The sequence below is a fragment of the Tepidibacter mesophilus genome, assembly GCF_002724055.1.
In the GTDB taxonomy this organism is placed as follows: Bacteria; Bacillota; Clostridia; order Peptostreptococcales; family Peptostreptococcaceae; genus Tepidibacter_A; species Tepidibacter_A mesophilus.
In genome coordinates this window covers 1-15476 of sequence record NZ_BDQY01000004.1, presented here as the reverse complement: position 1 = coordinate 15476, position 15476 = coordinate 1, and the positions used below count along the sequence as shown (strand labels likewise).

14 protein-coding genes and 2 tRNA genes are annotated in these 15476 nt (G+C 30.0%); 15 read left to right on the top strand and 1 reads right to left on the bottom strand.

Going from position 1 to position 15476, the window contains the following annotated elements:
• Positions 1–54 precede the first annotated feature (54 nt).
• From acsE to Tmeso_RS04105, 13 genes are all read left to right on the top strand, one after another.
• The gene (gene acsE, locus Tmeso_RS04165; protein WP_099188586.1) at positions 55–840 is read left to right on the top strand and encodes a carbon monoxide dehydrogenase/acetyl-CoA synthase methytransferase subunit; all 786 of its coding nucleotides are present in this window, start codon (positions 55–57) and stop codon (positions 838–840) included.
• A gap of 35 nt (positions 841–875) precedes the next feature.
• Positions 876–3005, top strand: a complete 2130-nt coding sequence (acsB, locus tag Tmeso_RS04160) for an acetyl-CoA decarbonylase/synthase complex subunit alpha/beta (protein ID WP_099188584.1) — start codon at positions 876–878, stop codon at positions 3003–3005.
• Positions 3006–3017: 12 nt separating this feature from the next.
• Positions 3018–3392 (top strand): glycine cleavage system protein GcvH, encoded by a 375-nt coding sequence (gcvH, locus tag Tmeso_RS04155; protein WP_099188582.1) that lies wholly within the window; start codon positions 3018–3020, stop codon positions 3390–3392.
• Between the two features lie 59 nt (positions 3393–3451).
• Positions 3452–5383 carry a corrinoid activation/regeneration protein AcsV gene (acsV, locus tag Tmeso_RS04150; RefSeq protein WP_099188580.1) on the top strand — a complete coding sequence of 644 codons (1932 nt, stop codon included), beginning with the start codon at positions 3452–3454 and terminating at the stop codon, positions 5381–5383.
• Between the two features lies 1 nt (position 5384).
• Complete coding sequence (locus tag Tmeso_RS04145; protein WP_099188578.1) at positions 5385–6251, top strand: radical SAM protein; 867 nt, start codon at positions 5385–5387, stop codon at positions 6249–6251.
• The gene (locus Tmeso_RS04140) at positions 6248–7204 is read left to right on the top strand and encodes a radical SAM protein (protein WP_099188576.1); all 957 of its coding nucleotides are present in this window, start codon (positions 6248–6250) and stop codon (positions 7202–7204) included. Before Tmeso_RS04145 ends, Tmeso_RS04140 begins: the two co-directional genes overlap by 4 nt.
• Positions 7205–8017 carry a lipoate--protein ligase family protein gene (locus Tmeso_RS04135; protein WP_099188573.1) on the top strand — a complete coding sequence of 271 codons (813 nt, stop codon included), beginning with the start codon at positions 7205–7207 and terminating at the stop codon, positions 8015–8017. It begins immediately after the preceding gene.
• 141 nt (positions 8018–8158) lie between these two features.
• Positions 8159–8347, top strand: coding sequence for a CooT family nickel-binding protein (locus Tmeso_RS04130; RefSeq protein WP_099188571.1), 189 nt, complete (start codon positions 8159–8161; stop codon positions 8345–8347).
• 23 nt (positions 8348–8370) lie between these two features.
• Positions 8371–8787: a DUF3842 family protein gene (locus Tmeso_RS04125; RefSeq protein ID WP_099188569.1), complete on the top strand. Its 417-nt coding sequence runs from the start codon at positions 8371–8373 to the stop codon at positions 8785–8787.
• A gap of 11 nt (positions 8788–8798) precedes the next feature.
• Entirely contained in the window at positions 8799–9089 is a 291-nt protein-coding gene (locus Tmeso_RS04120; protein WP_099188567.1) for a hypothetical protein, read from the top strand.
• 72 nt (positions 9090–9161) lie between these two features.
• A tRNA-Gly gene (locus Tmeso_RS04115) sits at positions 9162–9235 on the top strand.
• 3 nt (positions 9236–9238) lie between these two features.
• Positions 9239–9329 (top strand) — tRNA-Ser (locus Tmeso_RS04110).
• Positions 9330–9431: 102 nt separating this feature from the next.
• The gene (locus tag Tmeso_RS04105) at positions 9432–10505 is read left to right on the top strand and encodes a sensor domain-containing diguanylate cyclase (RefSeq protein ID WP_099188565.1); all 1074 of its coding nucleotides are present in this window, start codon (positions 9432–9434) and stop codon (positions 10503–10505) included.
• 111 nt (positions 10506–10616) lie between these two features.
• Here the strand turns inward: Tmeso_RS04105 and Tmeso_RS04100 are convergent, their stop codons facing one another.
• Positions 10617–11522 carry a ribonuclease H-like domain-containing protein gene (locus Tmeso_RS04100; RefSeq protein ID WP_099188563.1) on the bottom strand — a complete coding sequence of 302 codons (906 nt, stop codon included), beginning with the start codon at positions 11520–11522 and terminating at the stop codon, positions 10617–10619.
• Between the two features lie 118 nt (positions 11523–11640).
• On the opposite strand from Tmeso_RS04100, the gene Tmeso_RS04095 reads away from it, so the two are divergent.
• Both Tmeso_RS04095 and hcp read left to right on the top strand, forming a co-directional pair.
• On the top strand, positions 11641–13662 hold the full coding sequence (locus tag Tmeso_RS04095; protein ID WP_099188561.1) for an ATP-dependent helicase: 2022 nt from the start codon (positions 11641–11643) through the stop codon (positions 13660–13662).
• 129 nt (positions 13663–13791) lie between these two features.
• A complete protein-coding gene (hcp, locus tag Tmeso_RS04090) occupies positions 13792–15144 on the top strand; it encodes a hydroxylamine reductase (RefSeq protein ID WP_330400292.1) in 1353 nt (450 codons plus the stop codon).
• The last annotated feature ends 332 nt before the right edge of the window (positions 15145–15476 follow it).

The following is a 15476-nucleotide window of genomic DNA, read 5'->3' as shown; positions in this document are numbered from 1 at the left end:
GAAAAAGTAGGAAGGGTTTACCCTTCCTTCATATAAAAAAGGGGGTAATTATTAATGGGAAAATTCATGATAATAGGAGAAAGAATTCACTGCATTTCACCAAGTATAAGAAAAGCGCTAGAAGAAAAAAATCCTGAGCCAATTTTAAAAAGAGCTAAAGAGCAGATAGATGCAGGAGCTCATTATATAGATTTTAACATAGGACCAGCTGAAAGAAATGGAGAAGAATTAATGACTTGGGGAGTTAAATTAATTCAAGAAAATTTCAACAATATACCAATAGCATTAGATACAGCTAATAAAAAAGCTATAGAAGCAGGTCTTAAGGTTTATAATAGAGAAAATGGAAAACCACTTGTAAACTCTGCTGATGCAGGACCTAGAATTGATCTTTTAGATTTAGCAGCAGAATATGATGCAATGTGTATTGCCTTATGTGCTAAAGAAGGTATCCCAAGAGATAATGATGAACGTATGGGTTATTGTACAGAATTACTTGAAAAAGGTATGATGCTTGGAATGGATCCTGAAGATATATTATTTGATCCATTATGTCTTGTGATAAAAGGTATGCAAGATAAGCAAATGGAAGTTTTAGAAGCAATAAGAATGATGACTGAAATGGGACTTAAAACTACTGGAGGACTTTCTAATGTATCGAATGGTGCACCAAAACATATAAGACCTATACTTGATTCAGCTTTCTTAGCAATGGCTATGGCAAATGGATTTACTTCAGCTATAATAAATCCGTGTGATAAAGAACTTACAAATACAATAAAATCATGTGATGTAATAAAAGAGAATATATTATACGCTGATTCTTATTTAGAGTTATAAGAGATTTAAAATAAATTATTTAGGGGGATAGAAACATGAGTTTATTTAAAACTATATTTACAGGATCTAATCAAGCTTTAGAAGCAGCTACTGATTTCTTAAATAAAAGTATAGAAGAAAAAGGAATCGATCATAAAGTTGCTTTTCCTGATACTGCATACTCACTTCCAGTTATATATGCAGCTACTGGACTTAAAATGCAAAGTTTAGCTGATCTTAAAAAGGCATTGGAAGTTGTTAAAAGTTTAATAGGAGAAGAAAAAGAAAACTTAGAAAATGGACTTAATGCAGGTCTTGGAACTGCTGTTGCAGCTGAAGTTATAGAAGCTATAAAATACTCTACTATAGAGACTCCTTATGAAGCACCATGTGCGGGACATATAAGTGACCCTATAATCCGTTCCCTAGGAGTTCCTCTAGTTACAGGAGATATACCTGGCGTCGCAGTTGTATTAGGAGAGTGTCCTGATGCTGAAACGGCAGCAAAGGTTATAAAAGATTATCAATCTAAGGGGCTTTTAACATTCTTGGTTGGTAAGGTTATAGATCAAGCTATAGAAGCAGATGTTAAGATGGGTCTTGATTTAAGGGTAATACCTTTAGGATACGATGTTACATCTGTAATACACGTTGTATCTGTAGCGGTTAGAGCAGCGCTTATATTCGGTGCATTAGAGCCAGGAAACCTACCAGCATTATTAGACTATACATTAAATAGAGTTCCGGCATTTGTAAATGCATTTGGACCGTTAAGTGAGCTTGTTGTATCTTGTGGAGCAGGAGCTATAGCTTTAGGATTCCCTGTCATAACAGATCAAGATGTATTTGAAGTTCCAACTAGATTATTAACTCAAAAAGATTATGATAAATTTGTAGCTACATCACTTGAAGCTAGAGGAATAAAGATAAAAATAACTGAAATTCCTATACCTGTATCTTTTGCAGCCGCATTTGAAGGAGAAAGAATCAGAAAAGGCGATATGTTTGCAGAATTTGGTGGAGGAAAAACTGAGTCTTGGGAATTAGTTTTAAAAAGAGAGCTTTCTGAAATTGAAGACCATAAAATTGAAATAATAGGAGCTGATACAGATACAATACAACAGGCTCCAGGAAGATTACCTCTTGCTGTATTAGTAGAAGTTGCTGGTAAAAATATGCAAGATGATTTCGAACCTGTACTTGAAAGACGTATTCATTACTTTATGAACTATATTGAAGGTGTAATGCATGTAGGTCAAAGAGATATAACTTGGATAAGAATAGGTAAAGATGCTCATGATAAAGGATTTAGATTAAATCATATAGGAGAAGTTTTGTATGCTAAAATGATGGATGAATTTGCATCTGTTGTTGATAAGTGTCAAGTAACTATAATAACTGATCCAGAAAAAGTATCAGAACTTAAAGGAAAGTATGCTACAGCAAAATATGAAGCAAGAGATGCAAGACTTGCATCATTAACGGATGAGAGTGTAAATGATTTCTATTCTTGTAACCTATGTCAGTCATTTGCGCCAGCTCATGTATGTATAGTAACTCCAGAAAGACTAGGTCTTTGCGGAGCTGTAAGTTGGCTAGATGCTAAGGCTACTAAGGAATTAGATCCTACAGGACCTTGTCAGCCAGTACCAAAAGATGGAGTTGAAGATGAAAGAACTGGAGTTTGGAGTGCTGTTAATGAAACAGTATCTCAAATTTCTCAAGGCGCAGTAGACAGAGTTACTCTTTATAGTATAATGGAAGATCCTATGACTTCTTGTGGATGTTTCGAATGTATCTGTGGAATAATGCCAGAAGCTAATGGACTTGTAATAGTTAATAGAGAGCATGGAGGAATAACACCTCTTGGAATGACATTTGGAGAACTTGCATCTATGACAGGAGGGGGAGTTCAAACTCCAGGATTCATGGGTCATGGTAGACAGTTTATTTCATCTAAGAAGTTCGTAGCAGCTGAAGAAGGAACAAGAAGAATAGTATGGATGCCAAAAGAATTAAAAGATTATGTAAGAGAAAAATTAGATGCTACTGCTAAAGAATTATATGGAGTAGAAAATTTCACAGATATGATATGTGATGAAACTATAGCTACTGAGTCTGAAGATGTATTAGCATTCTTAGAAGAAAAAGGTCATCCTGCATTACAAATGGAAGAAGTTATGTAAGGGGGTATATGAATGAATTATCCATCTGCTTTAAAATATACTAAGAATCATACTTGGGTAAAAATAGAAGGAGACGAAGCTTATATAGGAATTACTGATTATGCTCAAGATCAATTGGGTGAAATCCTATTTGTTGAGATGCCAGAAATAGAAGATGAAATAGAAAAAGGAGAAGAATTTGGAGTAGTTGAATCTTCAAAGGTAGCATCTGATTTATTAGCTCCTATATCAGGTGAAGTCTTAGAAGTTAATGAAAAATTAGATGATGAGCCAGAATATATGAATGAGAATGCATATGATGCATGGATTGTAAAAATTAAAATAAAAGATATGTCTGAGTTGGATGAATTATTAGATTCTAATGATTATGAGACGGCTTTAGCATAAATAAAAAAATAAACTTCCCTAGGGCTTTCCTGGGGAAGTGTTTTTTGGAGGGATATAAAGTGATAAAGGTAAAATTTATGCCAAAAAATATAGAAGTTATCTGTGAATATAAAGATAATTTACTTGAAGTAGCTAGAAAAGCAAATGTTTTTATAGATGCACCTTGTAACGGAAATGTATCCTGCGGAAAATGTAAAGTAAAGATTATAAATGGAAGAGTAGATACTAAAAAAACTACTCATATAACGGATGAAGAGTGTAATAATGGATATGTATTAGCGTGTAATAGTAAGGTTATAGAAGATATACAAGTAGAAGTACCTAGTAAATTATCATCTTCTATGAATAAAATGAAAATAGAAGATTCTTCTAGTGACGCATACAAGAAACTACTTAAAAATTGTAAAGAATTAATATCTAATAATAACATGGAGTTTAAATCATATGTTAGAAAAGACTATGTAAATATAGAATTACCAAATCTTGATGATAATATATCTGATTTTGATAGAATAAAAAGGCATTTAAGACATAATTTTGGATATGAAAAAATAACCTGTAAGTTAGAAACTATAAGAAAGGTTCCTAGTACGTTGAGAAAAGGGAACTTTAAAGTTACAATAACTCATATACCAAAAGAAAATAATGTTACTAATATAGTGAATATAGAAGAAGGTGATACAACCGATAAGTTTTATGGAATTGCACTAGATATAGGAACGACATCTGTAGCAGCATGTATAGTTGATTTGTGTAAAGGGAAAATAGTTGCTAAAGCTTCTTCTGGAAATGCTCAAATAAAGTATGGTGCAGATGTTATAAATAGGATTATATATTCAACTAAAAATGATGGTCTTAAAAAATTAAATAAAGCCATAATACATGAAACTATAAATCCTATTTTGAAAAATATGTACAATGAGTTGGGCATTGATAAAAATGATATTGTAGCACTTGTAGCTGGTGGAAATACAACGATGACGCATTTACTTTTGAATGTATATCCGGATTATTTGAGAATGGAACCTTATATACCAGCATTTTCAAAATCTCCTTATATGCAAGCTAAAGAACTTGAAATCGAAATTAATAGTGATGCATATATATATATAACTCCTTGTGTTGCAAGTTATGTAGGTGGTGACATTACAGCAGGTGTATTATCATCAGGAATTTGGTCATCTGATGATAATGTTTTATTCATAGATTTGGGAACGAATGGAGAAATAGTATTTGGAAATAAAGATTATTTAATGACATGTGCTTGCTCTGCTGGACCGGCGTTTGAAGGTGGAGAGATAAGTTGTGGAATGAGAGCATCAAGTGGTGCTATTGAGAAAATCAAAATAGATAAAAATACATTGAAGCCAAACCTAAGCATAATAGCAAATGATAATCCACAGGGAATATGTGGTTCTGGAATAATAGATTTAATAGCAGAAATGCTTATAAATAATATTATAGATAGAAGAGGAAAAATAAACAAAAATATAAATTCTAATAGAATAAGATTTAATGAACATGGAATAGGAGAATATGTACTTGCATTTAAAGAAGATTACGATATAGAATCTGATATAACTATAACAGAAGTAGATATAGATAGTTTTATAAGGGCAAAGGGAGCTGTGTATTCGGGAATAATTACACTAGTTGAAAGTTTAGGAATGGATTTTGACATGATAGACAAAGTATTAATAGCTGGAGGGATAGGAAGTAGCTTGAATATAGAAAAATCTATATTAATAGGTATGCTTCCGGACATAGATAAAACGAAATATTCATATATAGGAAACAGTTCTTTAATGGGATGTTATCTTGCTTTAACTAGTGAGGATGCAAGATATAAGCTTGAGGAATGTTCAGATTCTATGACTTACGTAGAGCTTAGTGTTTATCCAAGTTACATGGATGAGTTTATATCAGCTTGTTTTTTACCACATACTAATATAGAAAAATTTCCTAGTGTAAAACAATTATTGGGGTGCTAGTATGAAACTTGAAGAGAAAATGATTGAAGCTCTTAAAATTAAAGAAAATAACTTTGGAAAAGATATTATATTTTCATATCCAAATAAGACATTAGCTGTTACGACTACAGGAAATCAGTGCAGTCTAAAATGTGCTCACTGCAATGGGCATTATCTTAAAAATATGACAGATATAAATGAGATAGACGAAAAGATGAAGAATAGGAATATTGATAGCTTTTTGATTAGTGGAGGATGCTCTTTTGATGGGGATGTACCGATTATAAATCATTTAAAAAATATTAAGATGCTAAAAAATAAGGGATATAAAATTAATGCTCATTTAGGGCTTATGGATGAATTAGATGTGGGAAAAATAGCTGAGTATATAGATGTAGCATCATTCGATATTATATTGAACGACGAAACTATAAGAAATGTATATAAAATAGATAAGAAAAAAGAAGATTATATAAAATCATATGAAATATTAAAAAAATATACTAGAGTAGTTCCTCATATATGTATAGGCATAGACTCAGGTAAAATAAAAGGAGAGTACGATGCTTTAGAATATTTAGAAACTCAAAAACCAGATAGTATAACATTTATAGTTTTAATTCCAACTAAGGGAACGTACTTTGAAAAAATTCAACCACCTAAAATAGAAGAGGTAATAGATATTATATGTGAAGCTAGAATGAAATTCCCAGATATAAACATAAACTTAGGGTGTATGAGACCAAGAGGTAAGTATAGAAAGCAATTAGATAAAATGGCTGTACTGAGTGGAATAAACAATATAGTAATGCCATCTAAAGAAGCTGTAGAAGAAGCTGTGAATATAAAATGTAATATACAAAAGCTAGAAAGGTGTTGTGTATTATGATAAATCTATCTTATGGAAGTGCTATTGAACTTGGGTTGGTTAATGCTACTATGGAGATAAAACCTACTACTGCTTATATAATGATTGGAAATGGATGTGGCAATAAATGTGCGTTTTGTTCTCAATCAGTAGAGAGTAAATCTAGAAAGGATAAACTTTCTAGGGTGCTTTGGCCGAAGTTTAGTAAGGATGATATACTAACATCCTTATTAGATTATAAGATGGGAAATATAAAACGAATTTGTATTCAATCTATGGGGACAAATGAAGCACTAAAAGACTCAAAAGAGTTTATCAAATATATAAAATCAGGTATTGAATTTCCTATATCTTTATCAGCAAAGGTTGAAACTGAACATGATATTAAAGAGTTATTTGATATTGGGGTAGATAAGATAGGTCTTGCAATAGATGCCGCAAATAAAGAGCTATACGAAAATATAAAGGGGAATAATTTTGATAGAAAAGTTGAATTTATAAAAAAAATGGCAAATAAATATAAAGGGAAAATAAGTACTCATATAATAGCAGGGCTTGGAGAAAGTCATGAAGATATATTTTATTTATATTATGATTTAATGAATAATAACGTGACTATAAGTTTATTTGCATTTACTCCTATAAAAGGAACTAAGCTTGAAAATGCAAAACAGCCCAATATACAAGATTATAGAAAGGTTCAACTTATGACATACTTAATCAAGTGCGGACATAAAAAAGAAGATTTTAAGTTCTTAAATCGAGAACTAAAAGAGATAAAAAATATAAAAAGTAAAGAAAATGATATGATTAGAAGAGGTATACCTTTTTTAATATCTGGATGTAAAGACTGCAACAGACCATACTATAATGAAAGGCCTGGAGGAACTATATATAATTATTCTAGACAGCTAACAGATAAAGAATGCTTAAAAGCCATATCAGAGCTTGGAATGAATATAGAGGTGATATAAGTGCAAAAGTGGAGAGTAATAAGAAATTCGACATATGATGGATGTATGAACATGGCTATAGACGAAGCTATTATGAAAGCGTACAAAGAAGAAAAGATAGATCCTACTATAAGATTTTATACTTGGAAGCCGGCTTGTATTAGTATAGGTTACTTTCAGAAAATGGAAGAAGAAATAGATATAAACGTGTGCAAGGAATTGGGAGTTGATTTTGTCAGAAGAACAACAGGAGGAAGGGCAGTTTTACATGATAATGAGCTTACATATAGTATTGTTGTAGGTGAAAAGAATCCATTGATGTATGGAGGAATAATGCAAACGTACAGATATATAAGTGAAGGGCTTGCAAATGGACTCAAAATGAGCGGTATTGATGTGGACCCATTAACACGAGCTGATAAAGATATAAACAATGGTAAAAGCTCTGTGTGTTTTAACTCTAAGTCTCATTATGAAATAAGTATAAATAATAAAAAGGTAGTTGGAAGTGCACAAACTAGAAAGGAAGGAATAATTCTTCAACATGGATCTATAGTATTAGATTTTAATGTAGATAAACTAATTTCTATAATGAAAATAGATGAGTCAAAGAAAGAAAAGTTAAAGAAAATAACAGTAAAAAAAGCTACAGGAATAGAAAATGAATTAGGAAAAAAAGTAGATATAAATACTTTAGAGAAAAATATAATTAAAGGATTAGAGCAACATTTTAATATAGAAATATATGAAGATGAGCTATCTGATTATGAAATAGAAATTGCAAAACAGTTGTATGAGAAATATTCAAATGATAATTGGAATAAAAAGAGATAATATTGATAAAATAAAATCAACATGTTATACTTTAATAAGAAGATAATAGAATGTAAAATAGAAATCATGAAGATTTCTTTAAGGCTTTTTGAAGAAAGCTTTGGGGAAATCTTTTTGTCTATTAATAGGGAGGATTATAAAATGTGTGAATCAACAGCTTATTTATGTAAAGAAGATGGTCTTGAAAAAATAATGGAAAATGTAGTGTATATGAAACCGGAAAATGGAAAAGTATACTTGGCAGATTTGCTGGGGGATCAAAAAATTGTAGATGGTGAAGTTAAAGAGATTAGACTTATAGATCATAAAATAATTATAGAAGAGAAGTAAATAATAAACTTGGGGGATAAAATATGATTATAGCTGTAGTTGATGGAATGGGTGGGGGGATAGGATCTCAAATTGTAAGTAATTTAAGAGATGAACTACCTTCTTATATAGAAATATATGCACTTGGAACTAACTCTATAGCAACTTCATCTATGATGAAAAGCCATGCTAACAAAGGGGCTACAGGTGAGAATGCTATATGTGTATCTTCTAAAAAAGCAAATGTTATAATAGGGCCAATGTCTATTGTAATTCCAAATTCTATGATGGGTGAGGTTACCTGTAGAATGAGTGAAGCTATATCAGATTCAGAAGCATTAAAAATATTATTACCTTTAATACCAGAAGATTTTGAACTTATAGGACTTGAGAACAAACCTTTAATTCTTTTAATAAAGGATGCTGTAAAGCTTATAAAAAAAGAATTTAATATAAAATAGGGGGGATACATATGAATAAATTTGAAAAGAGATACCATCATAGCCATGAACATGACCACGATAATTGTGTTTCTCATCATAGTCTTCATTCTCATGATAATGAAAATAAGGAAGAAAAAACTTTAAGGGTTCTTTTGGCACATTGGGTTAAGCATAACAAATCCCATGAGGAAAGTTTTAAAGAATGGGCTGATAAATCAAAAAAAATGGGTAAAGATGATGTGGCTAATAATATAGAAAAAGCTATAGCATATATGGAAAAAGCTAATGAAATGTTAGTAGAAGCTAAAAAAAATATATAATTTAAGTATCATATTAACCGTTGACAAGCAATGGTTAATATGATATTATTATTTTAGTCAAGTAAACAATATGCGGGTGTAGCTCAGTGGTAGAGTTCCGGCCTTCCAAGCCGGCTGCGAGGGTTCGACTCCCTTCACCCGCTCCATATGGAGAAGTACTCAAGTGGCTGAAGAGGCTCCCCTGCTAAGGGAGTAGGTCTTTTACGGGGCGCGAGGGTTCAAATCCCTCCTTCTCCGCCAGTGGAAAACAACTTATATTAATATAAGTTGTTTTTTTATTAATATAATAAGAAGTATCTTTGATTTAAAGGTGAATTAATTAGTCTTAAATTGGAGGACGAAATGTTAAATATAAATAGACTGAGAAATGATATAGAGTATGAAAAAATTAAGATTTTGAATGATAAATTGAGAATAGAAAATGTTAATTTGAATAAAGAACTTCAAGAGTCTAAGGCTACAAATTGGATATTAAGCCAAGTTATAAAAGCATCTGGAACTATTGATTCTTTTGAAGGATTGATGAAAAATATTACAGATATACTTATGGGGGTACTGGGTGTAGATACATGCAGTATTTGGATGAAGGACGAAAAAATTAATAGATATACATCTTATTCGAGAAGTATATATAACAGTAATGAATATGAAATTGATATGTGTACTTATTTTCCGAATGATATTTTAATGATAAAAGAAACTAAAATTCTAGATAGGAACAATAAAAACTTTAGTTTTTGCAAAGGTGAAGATGTTAATTCTATATTAATATCTCCGTTAGATGATTTTAGAACCAATAAAAGAATGGGTGTTATAATACTAGAGCATAGGAATAAAAATTTTTTTAATAAAAATACTAAGCATTTTTTCGATATACTTTCTATACAGCTAAGTATTGCAGCTGTTAATTCTAAGTTATTTGAAAGAGTAAATGAAATAACAAATAAAGATACTCTTACAAGATGTTATAACAGAAAATATTTTGAAAAAATCATTTCAGAAGATTTAGGTGAACGAGACTATACACTTGCTGTATTTGATTTGGATAATTTTAAGATAATAAATGATTTGTTTGGTCATAAAAAAGGTGATGACGTATTAGTACAGATGAGTGAATTAGCAAGACAAATAGTTAGAGAAAACGATGGTTATTTAATACGTATAGGCGGAGATGAATTTGTTATTATACTATATAAGTCAATGGAGGAATCGATTGACATATTAGAAAATATAAAAAAAAGTGTACCAAATCTGGATATAGCAAGAGAAACAGGTTTAGATGTAACTATGACTATAGGTGTTGCATCTTCACAAATGGTAGATGGAGTTGATAAAATATTCAATCTTGCTGATATGGCTCTTATAGAGGGAAAGAAAAATAACTATAAAAATAGAATACATATAGCTTCAATTTAAAAAAAATGTATCTCGGAAATATAGAGATACATTTTTTTATGCTAATTTTTGAACAACAGAGCTAGTAGGACTTGTTGGCGGTATTAGTTAATGTGCAGCATTAGATGGATTTTAAAAAATATTTTCGAATAAGTAAGATGCTAGGGAGAGTATATTATCTTCCAAAATAGTTGAATCTATTTTTAGTGGAATTATTTTATCTTGTTTAAAATATATGACTTGATTGTTATTTTTGGTTGTTGCATATGATAAATTTAATTCTACTTTTATTGTTTGGTTAAAACTTATTATAGAATATTCGTCTTCGTATACATGTATATTAATTGGAATCATATCTTTAGATAAATATTCTATATATATATAATTACCTTTAAATTTATATTTTGATAGTCTTAATTTTAAATGTACATTTAGATAATTTACAGTTATATAAGTTTCAAACGAATTTATTATATCTTGTACTTTAAATAATTTAGCTAAGTAATATATATCTTCGTAATTGTGAAGAAGTATTTTTTTCTTTAGTGATTCATTTTTAGTGGATACAAACTCTTTGTACATATCAACACTTTCTTTTCCGGAAATGGTGTCCTCTCTTTGTATATACAATAAACTTTCTACTGTTTTCAATTTACAATTCTCGAGATTTAATTTTTTTTGATATGGTTTTACTATTTTAAGTATATCGGTGTCATTATCTTTATCTATAAAGAAGTCTAAATCATTTTTTTTAAACCTTTTATTCAAAAAAGGAATATCAAATCTATGGCCGTTAAATGTTATGTGTTTATCAAATGTTTTAAATACTTCTTTGAAATAAAATAATAATTCTTTTTCATCATCTGTATTGTGCGCGAAAAATTGTTTTATTATGGTTTGATTATTTTTTATATATAATATACCTATTAATATTACGCTGTTGTACTTAGAACTAAGACCTGTTGTTTCTATGTCGAATACACAAGCGTTTTTAGGTATATCTATTATTTCATCTATTTTATGTGTTATAACTTCCATTTGAATCACCTCTTATAGTTTTGCTTTTTTTAAATATGACTATAATAATAATATCATATAGATTTTGGTGCTTGAATGAGAATTTTAAAAGTTATATTATATTAATTAGGTGATGAATATGAATTGTGAGAGTTTAAATAAAAATCAAAGTATAGCTGTTAATCACTTTAAAGGTCCGTGTATGGTAATAGCTGGACCTGGTTCTGGTAAAACAAGGGTTATAAGCTATAGAATAAATAATTTAGTTCAAAATTTAAAGGTTAGGCCTGAAAATATACTAGCTATTAGTTTTACTAAGGCTTCTTCTGTTGAAATGAAGGAAAGAAGTATGAAATTATTTTCTAATAGTTTGATAAATAGGGTCAATTTTGGAACTTTTCACTCTGTTTTTTTTAGAATACTTAGGGGATTTAAAAATTATCAGCTTGATAGCATATTAGATGAAAATAAAAAAATATACACGATAAAGAATATATTAAAGAGTATGGATGTTGAGAATTATCAGGAGGAGGATGTTATAAAGGGTATTGTAAATGAGATATCGTTTCTTAAGAATGAATTATTGAATCCTAATGACTTTGATTCTTGCGTGGTATCTAATGATGAATTTCTAAAAATTTATTCTATGTATGAAAATTATAAAAGTGATATGAAAAAGATAGACTTTGATGATATGTTAATACACACGTATAGTCTTTTAAAAGAGGATGAGTATATACTTAATTTAGTGAGAAAAAAATATGAATATATATTGGTAGATGAGTTTCAAGATATAAATAAGGTTCAGTTTGAAGTTTTGAAGATGATATCAACTCCTAGTAATAATATATTTGTTGTTGGAGATGAAGACCAAAGCATTTATGGATTTAGAGGTGCGCGACCTGATTTTTTATTAGAATTTAAAAGTTATTTTGCAAACTCTAAGTATATAGTTTTAGATTTGAATTATAGATCTACTGATGCGATAATTAAAACTTCTAATAAGCTTATTAGAAATAACAATAATAGGTATAATAAGGTTATAAAATCTGTTAAGGGAAATGGTGATGGTATACTGTTTTTATCACCAGAGGATTCTGAGGATGAGGCTAGAAAAGTTGGAAGCTTAATTATTGAAAATGTTAATAAAAATAACATGAGTTATAGTGATTTTAGTGTTATATATAGAACTAATATACAGTCGCGTGCCATTGTAGATGTATTTATGGATATGAATATACCGTTTGCAATAAGGGATACTGTTGTTAGTATATACGATCACTGGGTGAGTAAGGATATTATAAGCTATTTGAATGTAGCTTTATATAGAGGTCTAAACGATGAATTATCTAGAATTATAAATAAGCCTTTTAGATATATATCTAAAGAAAGCATAAAAATAGCCATGGCAGATGGCGACTTCCTAACTAATATAAAAACTAAAGCAAATCTAAACAAATGGCAGATAAAAACTATAGAAGATCTAGAATTAGATCTTGATTATATAAGCAGAATATCTCCAAAAGATGCTATATCTTATATAAGAACAAGTCTTGAATACGATAGATACTTAATAGAGTATTGTCAAAAAAGAAAGATAAAGACTACTGGGTTGTTCGAAATACTAAATGAGTTAGAAGGTGGAGCGTCAAATTATAAGACTGTAGATAATTACTTAGATCATATAAGTAAGGTTAAAGAAGAAATATTAAATCAGAAAAAAGATGACGATAAGAATAAGGTAATCTTAACTACTATTCACTCAGCTAAAGGACTTGAGTTTAAGAACATATTTGTAATAGGGGTCATTGAAGGCGTTATACCTCACGAGAAATCTATTGAAGGCAAGGATGATATTGAGGAAGAGAGAAGACTGCTTTATGTGGCTATGACAAGGGCTATGGATAAGCTTCATGTATCAAGTCCTCAATATAAATATGGGAAAAAAGCTTTTGTATCGAGATTTATGGAAGAAATCAATGAACCATCTGATGAGGAATTAGAATCTATAAAAAAAGGAGATACAATCAACCATAAAAGATTCAAAACAGGAAAAGTAATAAATAAAAGTGATAATATGATAGAAATAGAATTTAAAGATGATATAAAAATATTGAATTATAAGGTCTGTCTTAGAAATAAATTAATAGAGAAAATATAAAAAAATCGCAAAGTTTGCGATTTTTTTACTTTATAGTAACATTAGGTACGGAAAAGTATACTAAAATCATATAGTATGTACATATTAAAGAAATTAATAAAATTTAAATAGATGAGAGGAGTAGATTAAATGTTTAACTTATTTGGAAAAAAAGAAGAAGTAAAAAATACTAAAGAGGCAAGTCCAATGTTTTGCTATCAATGTGAGCAAACGCCAGAGAATGGATGTACTAAGTTTGGGGTATGTGGAAAAAATCCTGATATAGCAAGTCTTCAAGATACAATAATATTTGGATTAAAAGGAGTAGCAGCTTACGCAACTCATGCAAGAGAGCTTGGAATGATAGACCCAGAGGTAGATGGAATTGTTCATGAAGCTTTATATGCAACTCTAACAAATTCAAACTTTAATCTACAAGAGCATATAAATATGGCTATGAAGGTTGGAGAAGCTACAGTTAAGGTTATGGACTTACTTGATAGAGCTCATACACAAAGACTAGGTGTTCCAACTCCGGTTAAAGTATCTCAAGATAAAATAGAAGGACATCCAATACTTGTAACTGGACATAACTTATATGCACTTGAAGAATTATTAAAGCAAACTGAAGGAAAAGGAATAAATATATATACTCATTCAGAAATGCTTCCAGCTCACGGATATCCAGAGCTTAAGAAATACTCTCACTTAAAAGGTAATGTAGGTAAAGCTTGGTATGATCAAAGAACTTTATTTGAATCATTTCCTGGCGTTATACTTGGAACTACTAACTGCCTAATGCCATTAAAATCTAATGCATCATACGGTGATAGATTCTGGACTTATGGAACTTGTGGACTTGAAAGTATAAATAAGATAGTTAACGATGATTTTTCTCCGATAATTGAGAAGGTATTATCTATGCCTAAAGCTAATGTTGAATCAAATAAGACTTTAACTACAGGATTTCATCACAATACTGTACTTTCAATAGCTCCAGAAATAATAGATGCAGTTAAATCTGGAAAGATAAAAAGATTTTTTGTAATAGCAGGTTGTGATGCACCTACTAAAGGAAGAGATTATTATAGAGATCTTTCAAACTCATTACCAAAAGAAGCTGTAATACTTACAACTTCATGTGGAAAATTTAGATTCAATGATATAGACTTTGGAACAGTTCCTGGAACTGAAATACCAAGATATATAGATTTAGGACAATGTAATAATTCAGGATCAGCTGCAAAAATTGCAATAGCACTTGCTGAAGCTTTTGATTGTGGAGTTAATGATCTTCCCCTTACAATAGTTCTTTCTTGGTTTGAGCAAAAAGCAGTAGCTATATTATTGGGACTATTCAGCTTAGGAGTTAAAAATATTTATATAGGACCATCAGCTCCAAAATTTGTATCACCAGGAGTACTTGGAGTATTACAAGGTGCATTCAACTTACAATTAACAAGTGGAGATGCTAAAGCAGATTTAGAAAAAATGTTAGGATAAAAAAAGAGGCGTATGCCTCTCAGACTGTTGACAAAGAGATGTTAATTTTAAGTAATTAACATCTCTTTTTTTGTCCATAATCATAAATGATAAGTTGATTTATTGTACTAGTTAGGGCTTGATTTCTTAAAAAAGGTGTTTAAGCGAAAATGAAGATAATTGAAATACCGCTACTTAATTAATCTTTTAATAAAACTAGAGATTGTATCTTATTAAATATCCTAAAACTTCTTAAACTCCCTTACGGTCAAACAACGAAGTTTCTTAACGGATATTTAAACGATACAACCTAAGTTTCATAGTAAAAGATTAATCAAAAGTAGCTAACATTT

Excerpts from the sequence above, each read along its gene's own strand:
- hcp (WP_330400292.1), top strand. The coding sequence starts at position 13,792 with ATGTTTAACTTATTTGGAAAAAAAGAAGAAGTAAAAAATACTAAAGAG.
- Tmeso_RS04095 (WP_099188561.1), top strand. The coding sequence starts at position 11,641 with ATGAATTGTGAGAGTTTAAATAAAAATCAAAGTATAGCTGTTAATCAC.
- Tmeso_RS04130 (WP_099188571.1), top strand. The coding sequence starts at position 8,159 with ATGTGTGAATCAACAGCTTATTTATGTAAAGAAGATGGTCTTGAAAAA.
- Tmeso_RS04120 (WP_099188567.1), top strand. The coding sequence starts at position 8,799 with ATGAATAAATTTGAAAAGAGATACCATCATAGCCATGAACATGACCAC.
- gcvH (WP_099188582.1), top strand. The coding sequence starts at position 3,018 with ATGAATTATCCATCTGCTTTAAAATATACTAAGAATCATACTTGGGTA.
- Tmeso_RS04140 (WP_099188576.1), top strand. The coding sequence starts at position 6,248 with ATGATAAATCTATCTTATGGAAGTGCTATTGAACTTGGGTTGGTTAAT.
- Tmeso_RS04105 (WP_099188565.1), top strand. The coding sequence starts at position 9,432 with ATGTTAAATATAAATAGACTGAGAAATGATATAGAGTATGAAAAAATT.
- Tmeso_RS04100 (WP_099188563.1), bottom strand. The coding sequence starts at position 11,522 with ATGGAAGTTATAACACATAAAATAGATGAAATAATAGATATACCTAAA.
- acsE (WP_099188586.1), top strand. The coding sequence starts at position 55 with ATGGGAAAATTCATGATAATAGGAGAAAGAATTCACTGCATTTCACCA.
- acsB (WP_099188584.1), top strand. The coding sequence starts at position 876 with ATGAGTTTATTTAAAACTATATTTACAGGATCTAATCAAGCTTTAGAA.
- Tmeso_RS04145 (WP_099188578.1), top strand. The coding sequence starts at position 5,385 with ATGAAACTTGAAGAGAAAATGATTGAAGCTCTTAAAATTAAAGAAAAT.
- Tmeso_RS04125 (WP_099188569.1), top strand. The coding sequence starts at position 8,371 with ATGATTATAGCTGTAGTTGATGGAATGGGTGGGGGGATAGGATCTCAA.